This window comes from Thalassolituus sp. UBA2009 (assembly GCF_002335285.1).
Lineage (GTDB): Bacteria > Pseudomonadota > Gammaproteobacteria > Pseudomonadales > Oceanobacteraceae > Venatoribacter > Venatoribacter alkanivorans.
Genome location: NZ_DDCJ01000148.1, coordinates 1 through 16762, shown reverse-complemented (window position 1 = coordinate 16762; position 16762 = coordinate 1). Strand labels below are relative to the sequence as shown.

The 16762-nt window shown below is 51.4% G+C and carries 18 protein-coding genes; 13 read left to right on the top strand and 5 right to left on the bottom strand.

Going from position 1 to position 16762, the window contains the following annotated elements:
* The 7 genes from B3P58_RS18190 to B3P58_RS18160 all read left to right on the top strand — a co-directional run.
* On the top strand, window positions 1-819 hold an 819-nt coding region (locus tag B3P58_RS18190; RefSeq protein WP_286719518.1), incomplete at its 5' end, for a molybdopterin cofactor-binding domain-containing protein.
* Between the two features lie 15 nt (window positions 820-834).
* Window positions 835-1845 carry an XdhC family protein gene (locus B3P58_RS18185; RefSeq protein ID WP_286719517.1) on the top strand — a complete coding sequence of 337 codons (1011 nt, stop codon included), beginning with the start codon at window positions 835-837 and terminating at the stop codon, window positions 1843-1845.
* An 89-nt stretch (window positions 1846-1934) separates the two neighbouring features.
* Entirely contained in the window at window positions 1935-2582 is a 648-nt protein-coding gene (locus B3P58_RS18180) for a nucleotidyltransferase family protein (protein WP_286719516.1), read from the top strand.
* 479 nt (window positions 2583-3061) lie between these two features.
* Window positions 3062-4375, top strand: a complete 1314-nt coding sequence (locus B3P58_RS18175; RefSeq protein ID WP_286719514.1) for a hypothetical protein — start codon at window positions 3062-3064, stop codon at window positions 4373-4375.
* A 41-nt stretch (window positions 4376-4416) separates the two neighbouring features.
* The gene (locus B3P58_RS18170) at window positions 4417-5067 is read left to right on the top strand and encodes a hypothetical protein (protein WP_286719512.1); all 651 of its coding nucleotides are present in this window, start codon (window positions 4417-4419) and stop codon (window positions 5065-5067) included.
* A 67-nt stretch (window positions 5068-5134) separates the two neighbouring features.
* Window positions 5135-5539 carry a hypothetical protein gene (locus B3P58_RS18165; RefSeq protein ID WP_286719511.1) on the top strand — a complete coding sequence of 135 codons (405 nt, stop codon included), beginning with the start codon at window positions 5135-5137 and terminating at the stop codon, window positions 5537-5539.
* A gap of 125 nt (window positions 5540-5664) precedes the next feature.
* Entirely contained in the window at window positions 5665-6165 is a 501-nt protein-coding gene (locus B3P58_RS18160; RefSeq protein WP_286719509.1) for a hypothetical protein, read from the top strand.
* 251 nt (window positions 6166-6416) lie between these two features.
* Here B3P58_RS18160 and B3P58_RS18155 read toward each other — a convergent pair whose 3' ends face one another.
* Window positions 6417-7418, bottom strand: coding sequence for a helix-turn-helix transcriptional regulator (locus B3P58_RS18155; protein WP_286719507.1), 1002 nt, complete (start codon window positions 7416-7418; stop codon window positions 6417-6419).
* 129 nt (window positions 7419-7547) lie between these two features.
* Between B3P58_RS18155 and B3P58_RS18150 the strand changes: the two genes are divergently transcribed.
* The 3 genes from B3P58_RS18150 to B3P58_RS18140 all read left to right on the top strand — a co-directional run bounded on the left by B3P58_RS18150 (window position 7548) and on the right by B3P58_RS18140 (window position 9962).
* Entirely contained in the window at window positions 7548-8315 is a 768-nt protein-coding gene (locus B3P58_RS18150; RefSeq protein WP_286719505.1) for an SDR family NAD(P)-dependent oxidoreductase, read from the top strand.
* Window positions 8316-8382: 67 nt separating this feature from the next.
* A complete protein-coding gene (locus tag B3P58_RS18145; protein WP_145466454.1) occupies window positions 8383-8886 on the top strand; it encodes a 2,4'-dihydroxyacetophenone dioxygenase family protein in 504 nt (167 codons plus the stop codon).
* A gap of 14 nt (window positions 8887-8900) precedes the next feature.
* Window positions 8901-9962 carry a zinc-binding dehydrogenase gene (locus B3P58_RS18140; RefSeq protein WP_286719503.1) on the top strand — a complete coding sequence of 354 codons (1062 nt, stop codon included), beginning with the start codon at window positions 8901-8903 and terminating at the stop codon, window positions 9960-9962.
* An 82-nt stretch (window positions 9963-10044) separates the two neighbouring features.
* On the opposite strand, the gene B3P58_RS18135 is transcribed toward B3P58_RS18140, so the two are convergent.
* Window positions 10045-11886: a diguanylate cyclase gene (locus B3P58_RS18135; RefSeq protein WP_225693020.1), complete on the bottom strand. Its 1842-nt coding sequence runs from the start codon at window positions 11884-11886 to the stop codon at window positions 10045-10047.
* A 130-nt stretch (window positions 11887-12016) separates the two neighbouring features.
* On the bottom strand, window positions 12017-12532 hold the full coding sequence (locus B3P58_RS18130) for an MOSC domain-containing protein (RefSeq protein WP_286719501.1): 516 nt from the start codon (window positions 12530-12532) through the stop codon (window positions 12017-12019).
* A gap of 195 nt (window positions 12533-12727) precedes the next feature.
* Here B3P58_RS18130 and B3P58_RS18125 point away from each other — a divergent pair, with 195 nt between their 5' ends.
* Window positions 12728-13015: a hypothetical protein gene (locus B3P58_RS18125; RefSeq protein WP_286719499.1), complete on the top strand. Its 288-nt coding sequence runs from the start codon at window positions 12728-12730 to the stop codon at window positions 13013-13015.
* 61 nt (window positions 13016-13076) lie between these two features.
* Window positions 13077-13637, top strand: a complete 561-nt coding sequence (locus B3P58_RS18120; RefSeq protein ID WP_145466458.1) for a CBS domain-containing protein — start codon at window positions 13077-13079, stop codon at window positions 13635-13637.
* Between the two features lie 72 nt (window positions 13638-13709).
* On the opposite strand, the gene B3P58_RS18115 is transcribed toward B3P58_RS18120, so the two are convergent.
* A complete protein-coding gene (locus B3P58_RS18115) occupies window positions 13710-15341 on the bottom strand; it encodes a long-chain-fatty-acid--CoA ligase (protein WP_286719496.1) in 1632 nt (543 codons plus the stop codon).
* An 85-nt stretch (window positions 15342-15426) separates the two neighbouring features.
* On the bottom strand, window positions 15427-15897 hold the full coding sequence (locus tag B3P58_RS18110) for a DUF6314 family protein (protein ID WP_145466460.1): 471 nt from the start codon (window positions 15895-15897) through the stop codon (window positions 15427-15429).
* Between the two features lie 37 nt (window positions 15898-15934).
* Between B3P58_RS18110 and B3P58_RS18105 the strand changes: the two genes are divergently transcribed.
* On the top strand, window positions 15935-16762 hold an 828-nt coding region (locus B3P58_RS18105; RefSeq protein WP_286719494.1), incomplete at its 3' end, for an EamA family transporter.

Sequence of the window (16762 nt, the reverse complement as noted above, 5' to 3'; positions counted from 1 at the left end):
TTCGAGTGGTTTGTCGGCGATGCCGCCCCGGCGCAGTATCCCTTTATGCCGAAACTGATGTTCCCGATGCTGGCCGGTGCCGGCAAGCTGGGCGAAGGCATTCTGGCGCCGAAAGACAGCTCCGGCTACGAAGGCGCCAACGACGTGCCTTACGCGCTGGACAATATCGACGTGCGCTTTATCCACAGCGAACCCGGCGTACCCGTTGGTTACTGGCGCTCGGTGGGCTTCTCGCACAATGGCTTTGTGACCGAGAGCTTTATCGACGAACTGGCCCACCAGCAGAAGCAGGACCCGCTGAATTTCCGCCTTGAGCTGCTGGCGCAGCATCCGCGCGCGCAAAGCCTGCTGCGCCGGGTGGCGCAACTGGCCGACTGGGGCCGGCCGCTGCCGGGCTGCCATCAGGGCGTGGCGATTCATAAAAGCTTTAACACCTGGGTCGCGCAGATTGCCGATGTGCAGGTTGAGGGTAAAACCTTCAGCGTTAAACGTGTGGTCTGCGCCGTCGACTGCGGTCAGGCGGTTAACCCGGATATGATCCGCGCGCAAATGGAAGGCGGCATTAACTTTGCCCTCACCGCCGCACTGTACGGCAATATCACGCTGAAAGACGGCGCCGTACAGCAGAGCAACTTCCACGACTACGCCCTGCTGCGTATGCCGGAAGCGCCGCAGATTGTGGTCGATATTGCCGACAACCAGTACGACCCGACCGGTGTGGGTGAGCCGGGCGTGCCGCCACTGGCACCGGCGGTGGCCAATGCGCTGTTTGCCGCCACCGGCCAGCGTCTGCGTCGCCTGCCGTTGCAGCTGGCGTAAGGCTCAGGGCACTTTATGCAGCCGTCTGCTCCAGCCACTGAGCACATAGCGCGTTTCGAGCTGAATAGCGCGCCCAGCACCGATCAGCATGTACTGCACTCAGCCGCGCAATGGCTGAGTGCCGGCAGCCCGGTCTGGCTCGCCACTGTGGTTGCCACTTACGGCAGCAGCCCGCGTCCGGTGGGCTCGCTGCTGGCCTGGTCGGCCGACTTCGGTATGGCCGGTTCGCTGTCCGGTGGCTGCGTCGAAGAAGATCTGATTGCCCGGCTGCGCGCCGGTCAGGTGGATGGCAGCCAGCCACAACTGCTGCTGTTTGGTGATAATGCCGCCGAGCAGGCGCGTTATCGTCTGCCCTGTGGTGGTCATCTGCAGATATTGCTGCAGCGGCTTGGTAAAGAGGATCTGGCCGCTATTCAGCAGATGCTGGCCTGGCTGAGTTCACGCACGCCCTTTGTGCGCGAGGTGAGTTTACATGCGTCAGGGCAGCGCCTGACACTGTTGCAGCATGATGCTCCGCAAACCTGCCGGTTAACCTCTGAATACTTTATCCAGCCGTTTCAGCCGTCGTATCAGCTGTTGATTGTCGGGGCCGGCGAAGTCGCCCGTCACCTGGCGGCACTGGCACAACCGGCGGGTTTTGCCGTGACCATCTGCGATCACCGCGAGGTGTTCCTGCAGGGCTTCGACGCCCCCGGCGCCGAGCTGCGGTGCGCCATGCCCGATACCCTGATCAGCCAGCGCTTTGCCGATTCGCACAGCGCCATTGTCGCGCTGGCCCACGACCCGCGCCTCGACGATATGGCCATGCTCGATGCCTTCGACACCCGCGCGTTTTATATCGGCGCCATGGGTTCGTTGGCGACCTCCGCCAAACGCCGTGAGCGCTTAACCGGGCTGGGCGTCAGCAGCACACAGCTGCAGCGCCTGCATGCGCCCATCGGTCTGAATATCGGCAGTAAAACGCCATACGAAATTGCCCTGTCGGTGCTTGCCCACCTGCTGGCGGAACGTCCGCAGCGCGGCTAATACGGCGTATTCCCTTTGGGCCTGCTGTGGTACTGTCATCTGTCTGCACGCTGCAAAGCATAATCTGACGCTATGCCTGATCTGACACTATGCCTGATCTGACGATACCCGAACTGACAACAACGCCCGCGGATGCTCCGGTTGGGGTGATTCTGCTGGCGGCCGGTAAAAGCGAACGCTTTGGCGGTGACAAACGCCTGGCCGAAGTCAGCCTGCCGCACGGTGTTCAGCACCAACCCATGTTGCTCACCACGCTGCAGCAGATCCGCGCCAGCGGTTTACCGCTGTTTGTGGTGCTGCGCCCCGGAGATCAGCAATGGGCCGGAGAGCTTGACCGTCTCGGTGTTGACTGGGGTATCTGCCCGGAAGCGGCCCAGGGTATGGGCCACAGTCTGGCCTTTGGTGTGCACGCCACCCAGCACTGGAATGGCTGGCTGATTGCGCTGGCCGATATGCCCTTTATCCAGCCAGCCACCTATCAGCGCGTGGCCGCAGCCCTTAACCAGCACAAAATTGTACGCCCGATACTGCAGCGTACAGACACAGGTGCAGACACAGGCAAAACCTTAAACGGCCACCCGGTCGGCTTCAGCCGCAGCTACGCCTGCGCACTGACTCAGTGTCAGGGTGACGAAGGCGCCCGCCGCCTGCTGACCGACAACCCGCAGGATGTATACCTGCTGCCACTGACGGATCAAGGCATAGTGAAGGATATAGACCGGCCGCAGGATTGCTGAGCTGCTATCTCTGTTCTCCTATTCAACGAGCGATGGCCCACGACCTCTAGCCCCACGACCTCTAGCCCCACGACCTCTGACCCCACGACCTCTGACCCCCGATCTCAATCCCGCCTCCGCCTTCCATACGCAAAACCAATACTTTATACCTAGTCAGAAGTACTGATTTTTCTGTTATTAATACGACCTGTCTACCGGGGCTGGTAAAGGCAGGGGTGACGGCGAGCGCCGTTGTCTGACCCCTCAGATGTAAAGAGGTGCTGAGCACCCGAAGCGTAGATTTTTCAGCTAATGCGAGATCCGGCGCGCTTTGTATTTGTGTGCGCGTATTTCTGGAAGGTATTTTTGAATTGTGGAAAATCTTTCGGTCTGGGCAATGAGTTACACGGGGGTTCTCGAATGATTCTCCCGGAATGAATGCGCATGCACATTAAAAAACTGTTGTACGGCTTCATCCAATATTCGAGTAAGGACAAAATATGAATAAAGAAATTGAGAATTTGTGTATTGCATTGGAATCATTGGCCGGAGCAGTGGAAAAGGGGTGGAGCGATAATCGCTCTCTGAATGAAGCCTTTGGTTGGCATCACCCAGCCATTGATCGTACTGAGCTAGCATATATTCCACTTTCTTTATCAAAGCGTATTCGAAAAGCTGATTTGAATATTGATGACGAAGATCTTCTTGAAATACTGGAAAAAGTTCCAGCAAAGCTAGAACGTATAAAAAGTTCGACTCTGCCTTATTTTTACAATGGCAATGGACAACAGGCAATCCCAGCTTACATTAGTACATTAGAGTGGATTTCTAGTTTAATCGAACCAGAGCTAACATGGGTTATACATAATGACCCTAGTGTTTTACCTCCAGCCATTTCGAGAAAACTTAAAGGATTATCTGCAAAAATTAATGAAATAGAGGTTGACCAAGATAAGCTCACCAAGCAAATTCAAATCATTAATGACGCTACAGAAACTGCAGAATCACTTCCTGCAGATTTACAAGATTTAAAAGAGGCTCGAAAAAAAGTCGAATCTATTGGTTCTGAAGCGATTAAAACAGCAACTAAAATATCAACCGCAAAAGAAAATGTTGATAGTTTACTTAGCGCTATTAAATCCAATAAAGAAGAGTCCGACAAACTGGTTGAAAACTGCGAAGATTCCTATCGTATTACGACCAGCAAGGGGCTTGCTGGTGCTTTTGATCAAAGGGCGAGTCAACTTTCTAAATCCATGTGGGTATGGGTTTTTGGTCTGTTGGGTGCACTTGTATCAGCTTGGTTTATCGGTTCCGGCAGAGTGGAAGCCTTAACTTTTGCTTTATCTGTTCCAGATCCCAAATTGGGTCTTGTATTTGGTCATATATTTTTGTCAATTGTAAGTCTAGGCGCCCCATTATGGTTCGCATGGTTATCGACTAAACAAATAGGTCAAAGATTTAAGTTGGCCGAAGATTATGGTTATAAAGCTTCTGTTGCAAAAGCATATGAAGGTTATAGAAAAGAAGCCGCGAGGATAGATGAAGATCTTGAAGCCAGACTCTTTGAATCTGCTTTATCAAGAGTAGAAGAAGCACCTTTACGACTTGTTGAAGATGGAGGTCATGGAAGTCCTTGGCACGAGCTGGCAAACTCAAACTCTTTCAAGGAAGCATTAAAAAACATTCCTGAATTCAGAGACAGAGTGTTTGAATTGGCTAATTCGGCAATTGATAGAAATAAACGAAAACCAGACCTTCATGCTGTTAACGAAGCCAAGCCCGTACAACAAGGGCAGTCAGCGGATTCGTAGACTCGCCGCTGCTGCAAGAGGTATGCGTAAAGGGATTGAACGTGCCAAGCATCGAATCTGAAAGTTTTTCCAAAAGAATGAGAGCAGCGGTAAATCTGAGCTGGATTATTTTCTCTCGAAAAGTTGGAAATAGGCTTATACCAATAAATAAAGAAGCTTCAATGCAGCTTCAGTACGCTTACGTCCTTCAGCAACTATTACCTCTGATCATATTTCATGAAAATGAGAAATTTGAAATTGAGTTAGAAACTGGCGTTCAGGTAAATGGGCGTAGCCGTGAAATTGATTTACTCTTTAAGGGTGAGCTGGGAGATAAAAAACATTCTATAGCAATAGAAATGAAATGCTATCGCACATTAGCTTCTTCTGGTGGAACCCGGGGCGCTACAGATATTTTTATGAAAGATTTGCACGAAGATTTTTATCTTCTAGAGCAATACGTTTCATCTGAAATAGCTCAGGAAGGCGTATCTCTGGTAATGAATGATTTACCAAGACTAGTGAATCCAAAGAATAAAAACGCCAAGTGCTGTGATTATGACATTTCTAATGGCGCAAGCTTTGGCCCAATAATCCTCACTACGCCCATCGGTGGTAAATCAGTGAGCATTACTCTTAGAAAATCATACACCCTAAGCTGGATGAAATACGGAGATTTTTGGTTCATGGAGGCTCAAGGTGTTCACACATAGCAAGCTGCTTCTTGGGACAAATTTCCCACAGAGTGCGGCGTTATTCAGTTAATTCAAGGAGATAATTATGCTTGACGGGTTTTCCACAACATATGTTAAGGCTATAGATGATCTTGCCCTCAAGGTGTGCATTCCAGGTCTAATATGCTCGATATTTGTGGAGGTAGGGCCCTGGTACTTTTCAGGAGAATCAGCAGGAATTTTTAAAATATATTTCTTCAGCTTAGCTATCGCCATGATCGTTCTTACCTTGGGATTTTTCGCTTACATCGAAGTTAGCATCAGGCTTTTTGATGGCCATAACATAGCTCCATTTATTGGTGTAGCTATTATGCCTCTAGGCTTTGCTGGCTTTTTTCCTGAGTACTTTAAACCATTTGAAATCCCATACACAAAAGTAACTGGATTTGCTATTTTGGCCTGGTCATTATTGCTAGTCAAAGATATGTCACACGCCAATAATGATTCATAAAAAAGCAAGGCAAAACCGCACAGCGAGCTGTTCTGTACTCACTCATACCTCTCTTTCCCGTGCTGGTAGGATTTACGTGATTAACCTAAATTTTAGGCAAAAATGAGAAAAATTAAATGATAATTATGGATAGCGATGAGTATAGGGCTTGGCATGAAGTTGGGCATGCAACGATTTGTCTGCACCTAGGTGGCGATCTAGAGCGCATCGAATTTCTAAATGATAATTTGCAAGGCTTTGCTGTAGCTCGTGGCTGCTATGTCACCCCAGAAACAGAAAGAAATGTTGCTTGTGGTGGGATTGCCGCAGAAATATTGTTATTTCAAAATGGCTTAATTGATGGGGTCGATGTAAATAATCCTGATGTCGTCGCGGAATTAAGTGCTCGCATTTTTAGTAATGCCTGGAAAGATAACCAGGATTTTATTGGTCGAAAAGTTACAGAGAACAATGACTTTACCAAGGAAGAAAAGCAAGAATTTATGAATTTCGCTATAGCGCACGTTTTGCCTGTATTTCATAAGTACTTCGAGAGGATGCAGCGCGTAGTTAGAGAACTACTGATATTTCGAAGCATCGACGGATCGAAAGTGAGAGAGATCCTTGGAATCAATGTATTTCGGTAATTCTGTGCCAATAAAACGCCATATCACAAGCTGCTCAAGAACCGACGTGATCTTGTCCCATTTGAACAGACACCAACGTCAAACTGACCAGGTGTCCAACGCTCCAATTTAAACAGCCAGGTACGATCCGGCAGTATTTAAATAGGTTTAAAGTTCAGGCACCCGAACCTGCCAGAGTATCTCTGGCACTTCCTTACACCTTATCTGGCAGCTCACCAGGCAACTCCCATGACACCTTTCTGTCACCAGCCCTAAGGCCGGTTCCGCTGCTGCCACGCCCGTGGCGATATTCCCGTCCAGCGGCGGAAATGCCGGCTGAATACCGCTACCTCGGCATAGCCCAGCTGCAGCGCCAGTTCGGTGATGGTCTGGGCGCCGTAACGCAGTTGCTGCTCGGCCAGACTCTGGCGCACCTGCTGTAATAAGCCACGGTAACTCTCACCATTCTGCTGCAGCCGGCTTTGCAGTGTGCGTTCATGCATGCCCAGCGCCGTCGCTACCCGTTCGATACAGCATTCGCCGGTGGGCAGCAGGCGGCCAATGATGTCCCGTGCCTGATCGGCCAGATTGCCGGGATAACGGCTTTGCAGATAGTGCAGATGCTCCTGCAGATGGCGGTTCAGTGCTTCTTCATCCTGATGATTGCGGCTCGCCAGCTGGCTGCTTTTCAGCACCACACCGTCGAAAGATTCGGCAAAACGCAGCGCTGGCAGTGTACTGCTGCGTGCATCTGTGCCCTGCCCGGCCGGAGCAGGCTGACGCAGGTGCAGCGTCAGGGCGGTGCTGCTGATATTGAGCAGGCTGCAGACAAACATCGCCAGCTGCGCCACGCTCAGCTGCATCAGTTGCTGCATTCCATGAGGGGACTGCACGTTGATTGACAGCGCCAGCCGCACCTGCTCGCCCTGCGGCTGCACCTCCAGCGCCACGCCCGCCGCATGCAGATACAGATTCTGATTCACCCGCGCCAATGCTTCGGCCACCGTCGCCTCGCGCGATACCAGCATCGGCAGATCGCCGAGCACATGCAGCGTCTGCCGCTGGGCCAGCACAACGCCAAACAGCGGCTGGGCACAGCGCTGGGCGGCTATTTCCAGTAATCCGGCCAGGCGCGGATAGGCGATATAGGTATTCGGATCGCGGAACTGCGCCTGACGCAGGCCTGCCTGCTGCATCAGTTCTATCGGGTTTTGTCCGTATTCCAGCACCAGTTGCTCGAACTGGGCGGCTGCACCACTGCGTACCAGATACATCCTCAGACCTTCCGCTATTCCACTATCAATACTCGCAATATATCAACTTAAGCTCGTAAAAGGTCAAGAACCTGTGCAATTAACCACCTACATTGGTGCTTAACAACAATAACAAGCAAGGTAAAACGTATGCGCTTAACAGGTAAAACCGCGGTAGTCACCGGCGCCGCAGGTGGCATTGGTCAGGCCATTGTCAGCAAGTTACTGGAAGAAGGTGCACGGGTTCTGGCTGTGGATCTGTCGGCCGAAGCCCTCGGTGTTTTTAAAAATCTGAATACCGACCGCGTACGTACGCTGGCGGTTGATGTTACCGACTACGCCCAGGTTGAAAAGATGGTACGCCATGCCGCCGAGCAGTTCGGCCGCCTGCACATTGTGATTAATAACGCCGGTATCGGCCTCGCCAAACCTCTGTTGCAGCATGATCCGAAAACCGATTTTGACCCGGTTACGCGCGTCAATCAGCACGGTGTGTATTACGGCATTCTGGCCGCCGCCCGTCAGTTTCAGGCACAGGGCAGCGATGGCGTAATTATTAATACTTCATCGGTGTACGCCAGCATCGCCTCCGAAATGACTTTTGCCTACAACGTCAGCAAGGCTGCGGTCGACATGATGACCAAATGCGCAGCGCTGGAGCTTGCAGGCCTGGGTATCCGCGTCTGTGCTGTAGCACCGGGGCGGGTGGATACGCCGATGCTGCGCCAGTACGAAGCACTGGGCCTGTGGGACCATATCCGCAAAGAGCAGATGCGTCAGACCTTTACCCAACCGGCCGAAATCGCCAACGTCGTGGCTTTTCTTGCCAGCGACGAAGCCAACTGCATTAACGGCTGCACCATCAGCGCGTCCGATGGTTTCGAAAACTTTAAATACCCCCTGCTGGATCCTGCTTAAACAATAAACAGAATCCGGAATTAACGCCCATAACCAACAATAAACATAAAACCGTGAGGTACTAACCATGGCATTACCCGACGTTATCCAGCATCAGGATTTTTTACTGACCCTGAACACCAACGAAGAAAATTTAATTAAAGATGCCCTGCCCGGCGTTGATGTATACCCGCTGTTTCTCGATCCGGAAAACGGAACCTGGGTTATCCGCGCAATATTCAAAGCCGGCGTCACCCTGCCTAAGCATTTTCATACCGGCGTAGTGCATTTTTATACCCTGAGCGGCCGCTGGAATTATCTGGAATATCCCGATCAGCCACAGACCGCCGGCAGCTATTTATATGAGCCGGGTGGTTCGATCCATACCTTCCATTGCCCGGAAGAATCCGGTGGTGCCGATGGCTTTATGGTGATTTCCGGCGCCAATATTAATTTCGATGCCGACGGTAATTTCATGAACATCATGGATGCCGGCTGGATCGAGCAGATGATTATTGCCGCCGCCAAAGCACAGGGTGTAACCCCGCGCTATATCAAACCCGGTGCGATTGCCGGTTTCAGCAACGACTGAGCAGGAACAACACTATGGCAACCATGAATGCTGTTGTAATGCAGGACGGTGCGCTGAGTGTGCAGCAGATGCCTTTGCCCGAGCCGCAGGCCGGGCAGGTACTGGTGCGCAGTCTGGCCTGTGGAATCTGTGGTTCCGATCTGCATATTACCCGCCACACCGGTGAGGTATTCGATTTTTACCGCAAGCTCGGTGTAATGCCCGATAGTCTGGATAATCATACCCCGCTGTTACTCGGCCACGAATTCTGTGCCGAAATTGTCAGCTACGGTCCGGCCACAGAAAAGAATCTGCCCGTTGGCAGCCGGGTTACCTCGGTGCCGATTCTGCTCAGCCAGAACGGCGCCGGTGTGGGCGTTACGCCGGGGTTAAGCGGTGCTTATTCAGAATATTTTATTCTCGACGAAGCTCTGCTTCTCCCAGTGCCCGATAACGTACCGGCCGAAGCCGCGGCACTGGCTGAACCGCTTGCCGTTGGTTTGCACTCGGTTAACCGCAGCAATATAGGCGCAGAAGATACTGCTTTGGTGGTCGGTTGCGGGCCTATTGGTCTGGCAGTTATTTCGGCGCTGAAATTACGTGGCATTAAAAATATTGTTGCCGCCGATTTACAGCAGGACAAACTGCAGATCGCGCAGGAGTTTGGTGCTACTGCCAGCGCCAACCCGGCACAGCAGGATGAAGTGGCTCTGGCCACAGAGATTGCCGCCGGTCAGCGTCTGGTGATTTTTGAGTGCGTCGGCCTGCACACATTAATTGATGGTTTTGTGCAGCGCGCACCGGCCAATGCCACGCTGGTTATTACCGGTGTGCATACCGCGGTGTCGGCGATTAATTATGCCTACGCCACGGTAAAAGAACTGGATATGCGCTTCTCGTATTATTACCAGCCGGAAGAATTCAGCGAATGCCTGAATACTATTGCCGAAGGCAAAGTGCCCTGGCAAAAGCTGCTGACCGGTAAGGTCGGGATGGACGGTGTGGCGCAGGCATTCCAGCAATTACTGCAGCCTAACCCGCATATCAAAGTGGTGATTGAGCCCTGGCGTAACGGTGCGCTGGAAAGCACGCACTGAGCATCTTTCCATGGCGGTGGTTTATTTTTAATAAGCCACTGCCCGCTTTAAAGGCGACTGTTAACACTAATTAAACTACCTGCTAGAGAATACCCGGTAACTGACCAATATGAGGTTCACCATCATAGTCCAGCGCGATACCGTGCTTACCACCACGCTTAACCTGATACATCGCTTCATCCGCGCAACGCAGCAGTGTGCTCATCGTTTCGCCGGATAAGCGCCGCAGACAAATGCCGATACAGGCACTGACAGCAACGGTCTTACCATTATTCAGCTGAAAAGGTTCACTGACGGATAACAGTATCCGGTTGGCATGTTCATACACCACCTGCGAACTTTTCACATCGCGCAGAATAACGACAAACTCATCACCACCTAAACGCCCGGCTGCATCATTTTCGCTGATCGAAGCCCGAAGACGACGGGCAATTTCCTGTAGTAACTCATCGCCAGCCCCATGCCCATAGCGATCATTTACCGGTTTGAAGTCATCCAGATCAATCAGCATCACCGCAGCACTTTCATTATCCGGTGCGTATTTTTTTATCTGCGCAAAAATACGCCGCAGACCATGACGGTTATTTAATCCGGTTAAAGCATCTTCGGTTGCCTGACGCTCCAGCTGGTTTTTGGCTTTTTCCAGTTCAGCGGTACGTTCCGATACCCGGCTTTCCAGTATCCGTTCCTGTTCCCGCAATGTGTCCAGCAAGGCCTGCTGAGCTTTTTCCTTTTGCCGCTTTAAATCGTTAAAACGTGCGGCAAGTGCAAACGACAGCAGCAACATTTCTGCTGCTGAACCTAACTGCATGCCATACACGGTAAAAAAATTAGACGGAATCAGGCCAGCGTTGCGCACCGATAACAATGCTGTGCCAATCAGCAATAATGCCCAGGCCGTGACAAAAATACGTGCCGCCGGTATTTTACGCCGCACCGCCGCGCCTCCGGTAACCAGCAATGTAACGGTTGTCATAATGCCCATCACTGACATTATCTGTAAGGCATGCTGAACACTGCTGATCAGTGTCAGTGCCGCCCCGGCCCACCACAGCGGAATGGCCATACCGAGAAAACGATGCCAGCGCGGAGCCAGCGTCTGCATCTGCAAAAAACTGCGGGCAAACATCATTGCCAGTGCCGTTGCCACGCTGAAGCCGGTCGGAACAATACGATCAGCCAAACCTGTCAGCGCCATATCCGGCCAGAAAATTAACGACCCTATGCCATTCATGCCGGAAGCGGCAAAGCCAAAGGTAAAGACAAAGGCCGAATATAAAATAAAGGTTTTCTGACGCAGTGCCAGAAACAGTAAAAAATTATAACAACCCAGTGCGATCAGCATGCCAAAATACAGCGCCAGAATAATGACCGTCTGGGTATTATGCAGAGAATATTCACGGGCTGATAATAAACGGGTATTAAGTGCCATTCCCGCATGGTTAACAATGCGTATATAAAGTTCGGTTTTTTCTCCCGGATTCAACTGCAGCGGGAAAGCAGGTTTACGCCCGGCTAACGGCCATTGATCAACAGGAATATAACGCCCGGCACGCAGTGTTTCGCGGCCATCTGCACGGACAATGTACAGGGTAACGTCGTCAAGATAGGCATACTCAAATTCCAGAATCCACGCCTGTGATTCCTGCAGCTGTGGCTGTATTTCAATATGCAGCCAATATGCATCATGGGTATAACCAAAATTCAGCTGACGGCGGTCACTGACGGCAGAAAACCCACCAGCACGGGCCAGAATGTCATCTAATCCTGCCTGTGCTCCCTCATCAATCAGGTAACGGCTGTGCTGATCAAGCAGAATTTCCTGATCATTGTCTGTTACCGTTAGCGCCGCCGCTGTCTGCGACAGACACAGCAGCAGAGAAAAGATGAACGCCATAACAAACGGCGGTTTATGGTTATTCAAGTATGTTCCTCATTCTTTCAGGAGACAGGCGCGCAAGATTGCCGCGCAGCCAACGATCTGCTGAAGCTCTTAATCACGGATAATAAATATCAGGCAGTATAGCCGTTACAGGATGATGAACAGGAGGACGTTAATCGGGGAGCTGTTCGTCCGCACTCAGACAGATCACTTCATCACCAACCTGAATTTTTCCGGCACGTAATATTCTGGCGCACAAACCGCCGTGCCCGAGCATCGCCGCATGACCACCGGGGCCAAGCACTTCATCCATGCGCGAACAGGGGTGGCACAATGCCGTTGCCTGAAATATGGCATCACCAATACGGAACTGCTGGTAACGTAAGGCCTGCAGGTTAATACCACTGATCATCAGGTTACGCCGTAGCAGTGCCGGATCAATGCTCTCACGTTTAAGCAGTTTTGCCACAACATCCAGATGCTCAGCATTAATCAGTGTTACCTGTCGTGCCGACCCCGGCGTTCCCTGACAACGGCGGTCGCCTTCAAGGCCGAGATCCGCAATAGCATAGGTCTGCGCCACACTCAGCAGTGCCGCTCGCCGCGCAGGGCGCAGACCAATCCAGTCAAGCCTGCCCTTCTCCAGAGCGCCGCTGAAGCGATCAAATAATGTGTGTTGACGGCTCATAAAAATCACTCACAAATTACAGGACCGAACGCGGGCATAGTACTACGTCTGCGCCGCAGCATGGATTATTCCTGCGTAAACAAAAGCCTGGCATCAATTTCATAACATAAGTTAACGGAACCCACATGGCCGGTACGGATCATACGAACTAGACTGAAAGTATCCTCTCAGTCAGGTACCGGAGACGGCTCCCAGATGTTGCGTACGTTGCTCTGTTGTTTACTGTTGCTCAGTCCGGATTCCAGCCCGCTGGCCGGGGTATCTGCAACAGCCGGCAACAGTTCACCGGATTCATTACTGAACATCGACAGCGCCGGCCAGCAAAGCATCACCGATAGCAGTCAGGGCGATGACCCACTACTGACCCACACTGGTTCACCTGCATTATTTATCCCTGATGGTTACAGCCGGACTCCGGTCTGGCAGTCATTCAATGTTTACTACCTGCCTTTATCCCCCATACGTGCCCCACCAACAGCCTGATAGCAATTTAACCTTTCAGATTTTTGCACGTTTGCTGCCCTTGAATGATCAGGAGATTACTATGCCTAAACTCACTCTTTATCCGGTTGTCAGTGTGGATGAACTGGTATATCCGGAACAGTCCCCACGCTACACACTGGAAAGCCGTGCCATGCAGTTCTTTACCGATTTTTATACCATTGAACCTCTGGTAATTGATTCCACCGTATCAGCGATTGAAGCCCGCAACACGATGATTAAAACCCATGTGCGCATGAAGCTGGTAGTGGATGAGAATGAGCACTTTGTTGGTGTTATCAGTTCGCGGGAGTTATCGGAACAGAACATTATGGCCAAAGCCGCTCAACTGCATCACAGCCGTGAGGATATTCAGGTTACCGACCTGATGATCCGCAAAAAAGATTTACTGGCACTGAATATTGATGAGGTTAACCGTGCCAGCATCAGTGATGTTGTTAACTTCCTGAAGGATAATCACCAGCAGCACTGTCTGGTGGTGGATGAGCAGATGCATCAGATCCGCGGGATTTTTTCAGCCAGCGATATCTCACGCAAACTGCAGTTGCCGATTGATATTAATGAGCAATCCAGCTTCAGTAAGGTATTTGACGCAGTCTCCTGATTCTTTGACCGTTCAGCAGACAATAAAAAACCCCGCTATGCGGGGTTTTTTATTGTTCTGCCAGGGCCTGAATCAGACATCTGCCGTTGTCAGAAGATGATTTTCATACTCTTTGCGCAGATCCACTTTGAGTAATTTACCGGTCGCAGTATGCGGCAGGGATTCAACGAAAATAATCGCATCCGGCATCCACCATTTGGCAATTTTATCGCTGAGGTAATCCATCACATCCTGTTCTGTCAGGTTGCTGCCCTCTTTACGAATGGCCAGCAGTAACGGACGCTCATCCCACTTAGGATGACGGGCGCCGATCACACAGCATTCAACCAGTTCCGGATGACCAACTGCGGCGTTTTCCAGATCGATCGAGCTGATCCATTCACCGCCGGATTTAATAACGTCTTTGGAGCGGTCAACAATGGTGAGGTAATTATCCGGACTGATGGTTGCCACATCACCGGTATCAAACCAGCCATCAACGAAATTACTGCGGTCATCATTTTTATAATAACCACTGATAATCCACGGACCACGCACCAGCAGGCGACCGAAAGTTTCACCATCGCGTGGCAATTCTTCGTTCTGGTCGTTAACAATTTTCATCTCAACACCATACACAGGACGGCCCTGTTTGGCCTGCAGCAGATAGCGCTCTTCCAGCGGCAGCTTTTCCATATGGTTGTTATGCGCGTTGACGGTACCAATCGGGCTCATCTCGGTCATGCCCCAGGCATGAATCAGGAACGCATCGTGTTTTTCCTGGAACGCACGGATCATTGACAGCGGTGCCGCAGAGCCACCAACAACAACGTTTTTAACCGATTCGAGTTTTTTACCGATGCTGTCCATATGATTCAGCAGCATCAGCCACACGGTTGGTACGCCGAGTAATAAATCCGGTTTTTCTGCATCGATCAGTTCCCACAGGGATGCGCCATCCATACCTGGTCCCGGGAATACCTGTTTGGCACCGGTAATTGCAGCAGAATACGGAGTACCCCAGGCATTAACGTGGAACATTGGAACAACCGGCAGGAAGCAGGATGTGGAAGCCAGACCCAGCGCTTCTTCACCGATGGATGCCATAGCATGAATAACCGTTGAACGGTGGCTATACACAACACCTTTCGGATTACCGGTGGTGCCGGAGGTGTAACACATACTCGCAGCACTGCGCTCATCAAACTCCGGCCAGATAAATACATCCGATTCTTTGGCCAGCAAGGTTTCATAACACTGCGCATTAGGCAGTGCTGTCTGTGGCATTTTGTCTTCATCACAGAGCACGACAAAACCTTCGACGCCGGTAATCTGGTCTTTAATACTTTCCAGCAGTGGCACAAAGGTTAAATCAACAAAAATCCAGCGGTCTTCGGCATGATTAATAATAAATGACAGCTGCTCGGCGAATAACCGCGGGTTGATTGTATGCAGCACGGCACCTGAGCCCGACACACCAAAATACAGTTCAAAATGGCGGTAACCATTCCACGCCAGCGTAGCAACACGATCACCTTGCTGAATCCCCATACGGGCTAATAAATTAGCCACTTTACGTGCACGCTGTGCGGCATCGCGCATGGTGTAACGGTGAATATCGCCTTCACAGCGACGGCTGACGATTTCGCTGCCGGGGTGGGTTTGTTCGGCATGCTCCAGCAAACCGGAAATCAGCAGCGGACGATCCATAATCTGGCCAAGCATAATTAGTCCTCGTTATTTATTTTTATCGGATATCAACATACGACACATTAAGAGGATTAGAGTAATGACTCAAGGTTCTTTCGTGTTACGAATTGTCAGGAAAATAACGATAAAACAGATGTTCATCTTTTTTCGGGCCGGTGATGTGCCAGGTCAGCTCAAAGCCATTAGCACTTTCGCGCAACTCTCCGGAATATAAGTCATTAATACAAACGTGATCTTGCGCACTTTTCCATAATCCATCAGTCGTTGGAATGAGTTCGAACAAAAAGACCGGCTCACCACGGCGTCCATGAGAGAGGACAATTCCGCTGGTTGTCTTACGCCAGATAAACCGGTTATGCATCTCAACAATCTGGCCATTCTGCAGCTGAAACTCGCCCTGCTCGATAAAATGCCGCTCATCAGCGTTGCTGTCGTCAATCTGCACCTGACCGCGCCCTTCTCCCTGCCAGCCGGTCAGCGACCGTGGCCCGGGACGGGATTCGTATGTAAAACCACCAATGGTTGCCAACCGGTTCCACAGGTGCTGGATTCGCTCCGGTGTTTGCTGCATGCTGCCGCCTTTACTGCTTCTGTATGGATGTTCGGGTATGCCAATTCTGTGGGCCGTTACCCTGCTTTGGGCCTTTTCCTTCTCGCTGATCGGGGTTTATCTGGCCGGTCAGGTTGACAGTTATTTTGCCGTATTAACCCGGGTTGTGCTCGCTTCTCTGATATTTATTCCCTGGCTTGTCAGAAATCCCGTTGCCCCGGCTCTGGCCGTGCGTTTAATGGCAATCGGCGCCGTTCAGCTGGGGTTGATGTATCTGTTTTATTACCAGTCTTTCCTGCTGCTCAGCGTACCTGAGGTGTTGGTTTTCACCATTTTTACACCGGTGTACGTGACTCTGATTTATGACCTGCTGGCGCGGCGTTTCCGCGCGGCTTATCTGTTCAGTGCAATCATTGCCATTCTTGGCGCCGCGATCATGCGCTATAACCAGCTCAGTCAGGATTTCTGGCTGGGTTTCTTTGTGGTGCAGGGCGCCAATCTCTGTTTTGCCAGCGGTCAGGTGCTGTACAAACGTCTGCTGGAAACCTGGCCTTCTTCACGGCCGCTGATTCAGCATCAGAGCTTTGGCTGGTTTTATCTGGGCGCACTGCTGGTTGTACTGCCGGCCTGGCTGCTGCTGGGCGGGGATAAATATCCGGCCAGCCCACTGCAGTGGGGCATTCTGTTATGGCTGGGGATTGTCGCTTCAGGGCTGGGGTATTTTTTCTGGAATCTGGGTGCGACCAGAGTCAGCAGCGGTCAGCTGGCGATTATGAATAATGCGCTGATTCCGGCGGGTTTGATTGTTAATCTGCTGATCTGGAACCGCGATACCGGTGTATTACGGCTGGCAGCGGGCGCTGCGGGGCTGATGCTGGGGCTGTGG

Bases quoted from the DNA above. Each gene is read 5' to 3' on its own strand.
- B3P58_RS18150 (WP_286719505.1), top strand. From the start codon at position 7,548: ATGCGCTTAACAGGTAAAACCGCGGTAGTCACCGGCGCCGCAGGTGGC.
- B3P58_RS18145 (WP_145466454.1), top strand. From the start codon at position 8,383: ATGGCATTACCCGACGTTATCCAGCATCAGGATTTTTTACTGACCCTG.
- B3P58_RS18185 (WP_286719517.1), top strand. From the start codon at position 835: ATGCAGCCGTCTGCTCCAGCCACTGAGCACATAGCGCGTTTCGAGCTG.
- B3P58_RS18125 (WP_286719499.1), top strand. From the start codon at position 12,728: ATGTTGCGTACGTTGCTCTGTTGTTTACTGTTGCTCAGTCCGGATTCC.
- B3P58_RS18155 (WP_286719507.1), bottom strand. From the start codon at position 7,418: ATGTATCTGGTACGCAGTGGTGCAGCCGCCCAGTTCGAGCAACTGGTG.
- B3P58_RS18115 (WP_286719496.1), bottom strand. From the start codon at position 15,341: ATGCTTGGCCAGATTATGGATCGTCCGCTGCTGATTTCCGGTTTGCTG.
- B3P58_RS18130 (WP_286719501.1), bottom strand. From the start codon at position 12,532: ATGAGCCGTCAACACACATTATTTGATCGCTTCAGCGGCGCTCTGGAG.
- B3P58_RS18165 (WP_286719511.1), top strand. From the start codon at position 5,135: ATGCTTGACGGGTTTTCCACAACATATGTTAAGGCTATAGATGATCTT.
- B3P58_RS18160 (WP_286719509.1), top strand. From the start codon at position 5,665: ATGGATAGCGATGAGTATAGGGCTTGGCATGAAGTTGGGCATGCAACG.
- B3P58_RS18110 (WP_145466460.1), bottom strand. From the start codon at position 15,897: ATGCAGCAAACACCGGAGCGAATCCAGCACCTGTGGAACCGGTTGGCA.
- B3P58_RS18180 (WP_286719516.1), top strand. From the start codon at position 1,935: ATGCCTGATCTGACGATACCCGAACTGACAACAACGCCCGCGGATGCT.
- B3P58_RS18140 (WP_286719503.1), top strand. From the start codon at position 8,901: ATGGCAACCATGAATGCTGTTGTAATGCAGGACGGTGCGCTGAGTGTG.
- B3P58_RS18120 (WP_145466458.1), top strand. From the start codon at position 13,077: ATGCCTAAACTCACTCTTTATCCGGTTGTCAGTGTGGATGAACTGGTA.
- B3P58_RS18175 (WP_286719514.1), top strand. From the start codon at position 3,062: ATGAATAAAGAAATTGAGAATTTGTGTATTGCATTGGAATCATTGGCC.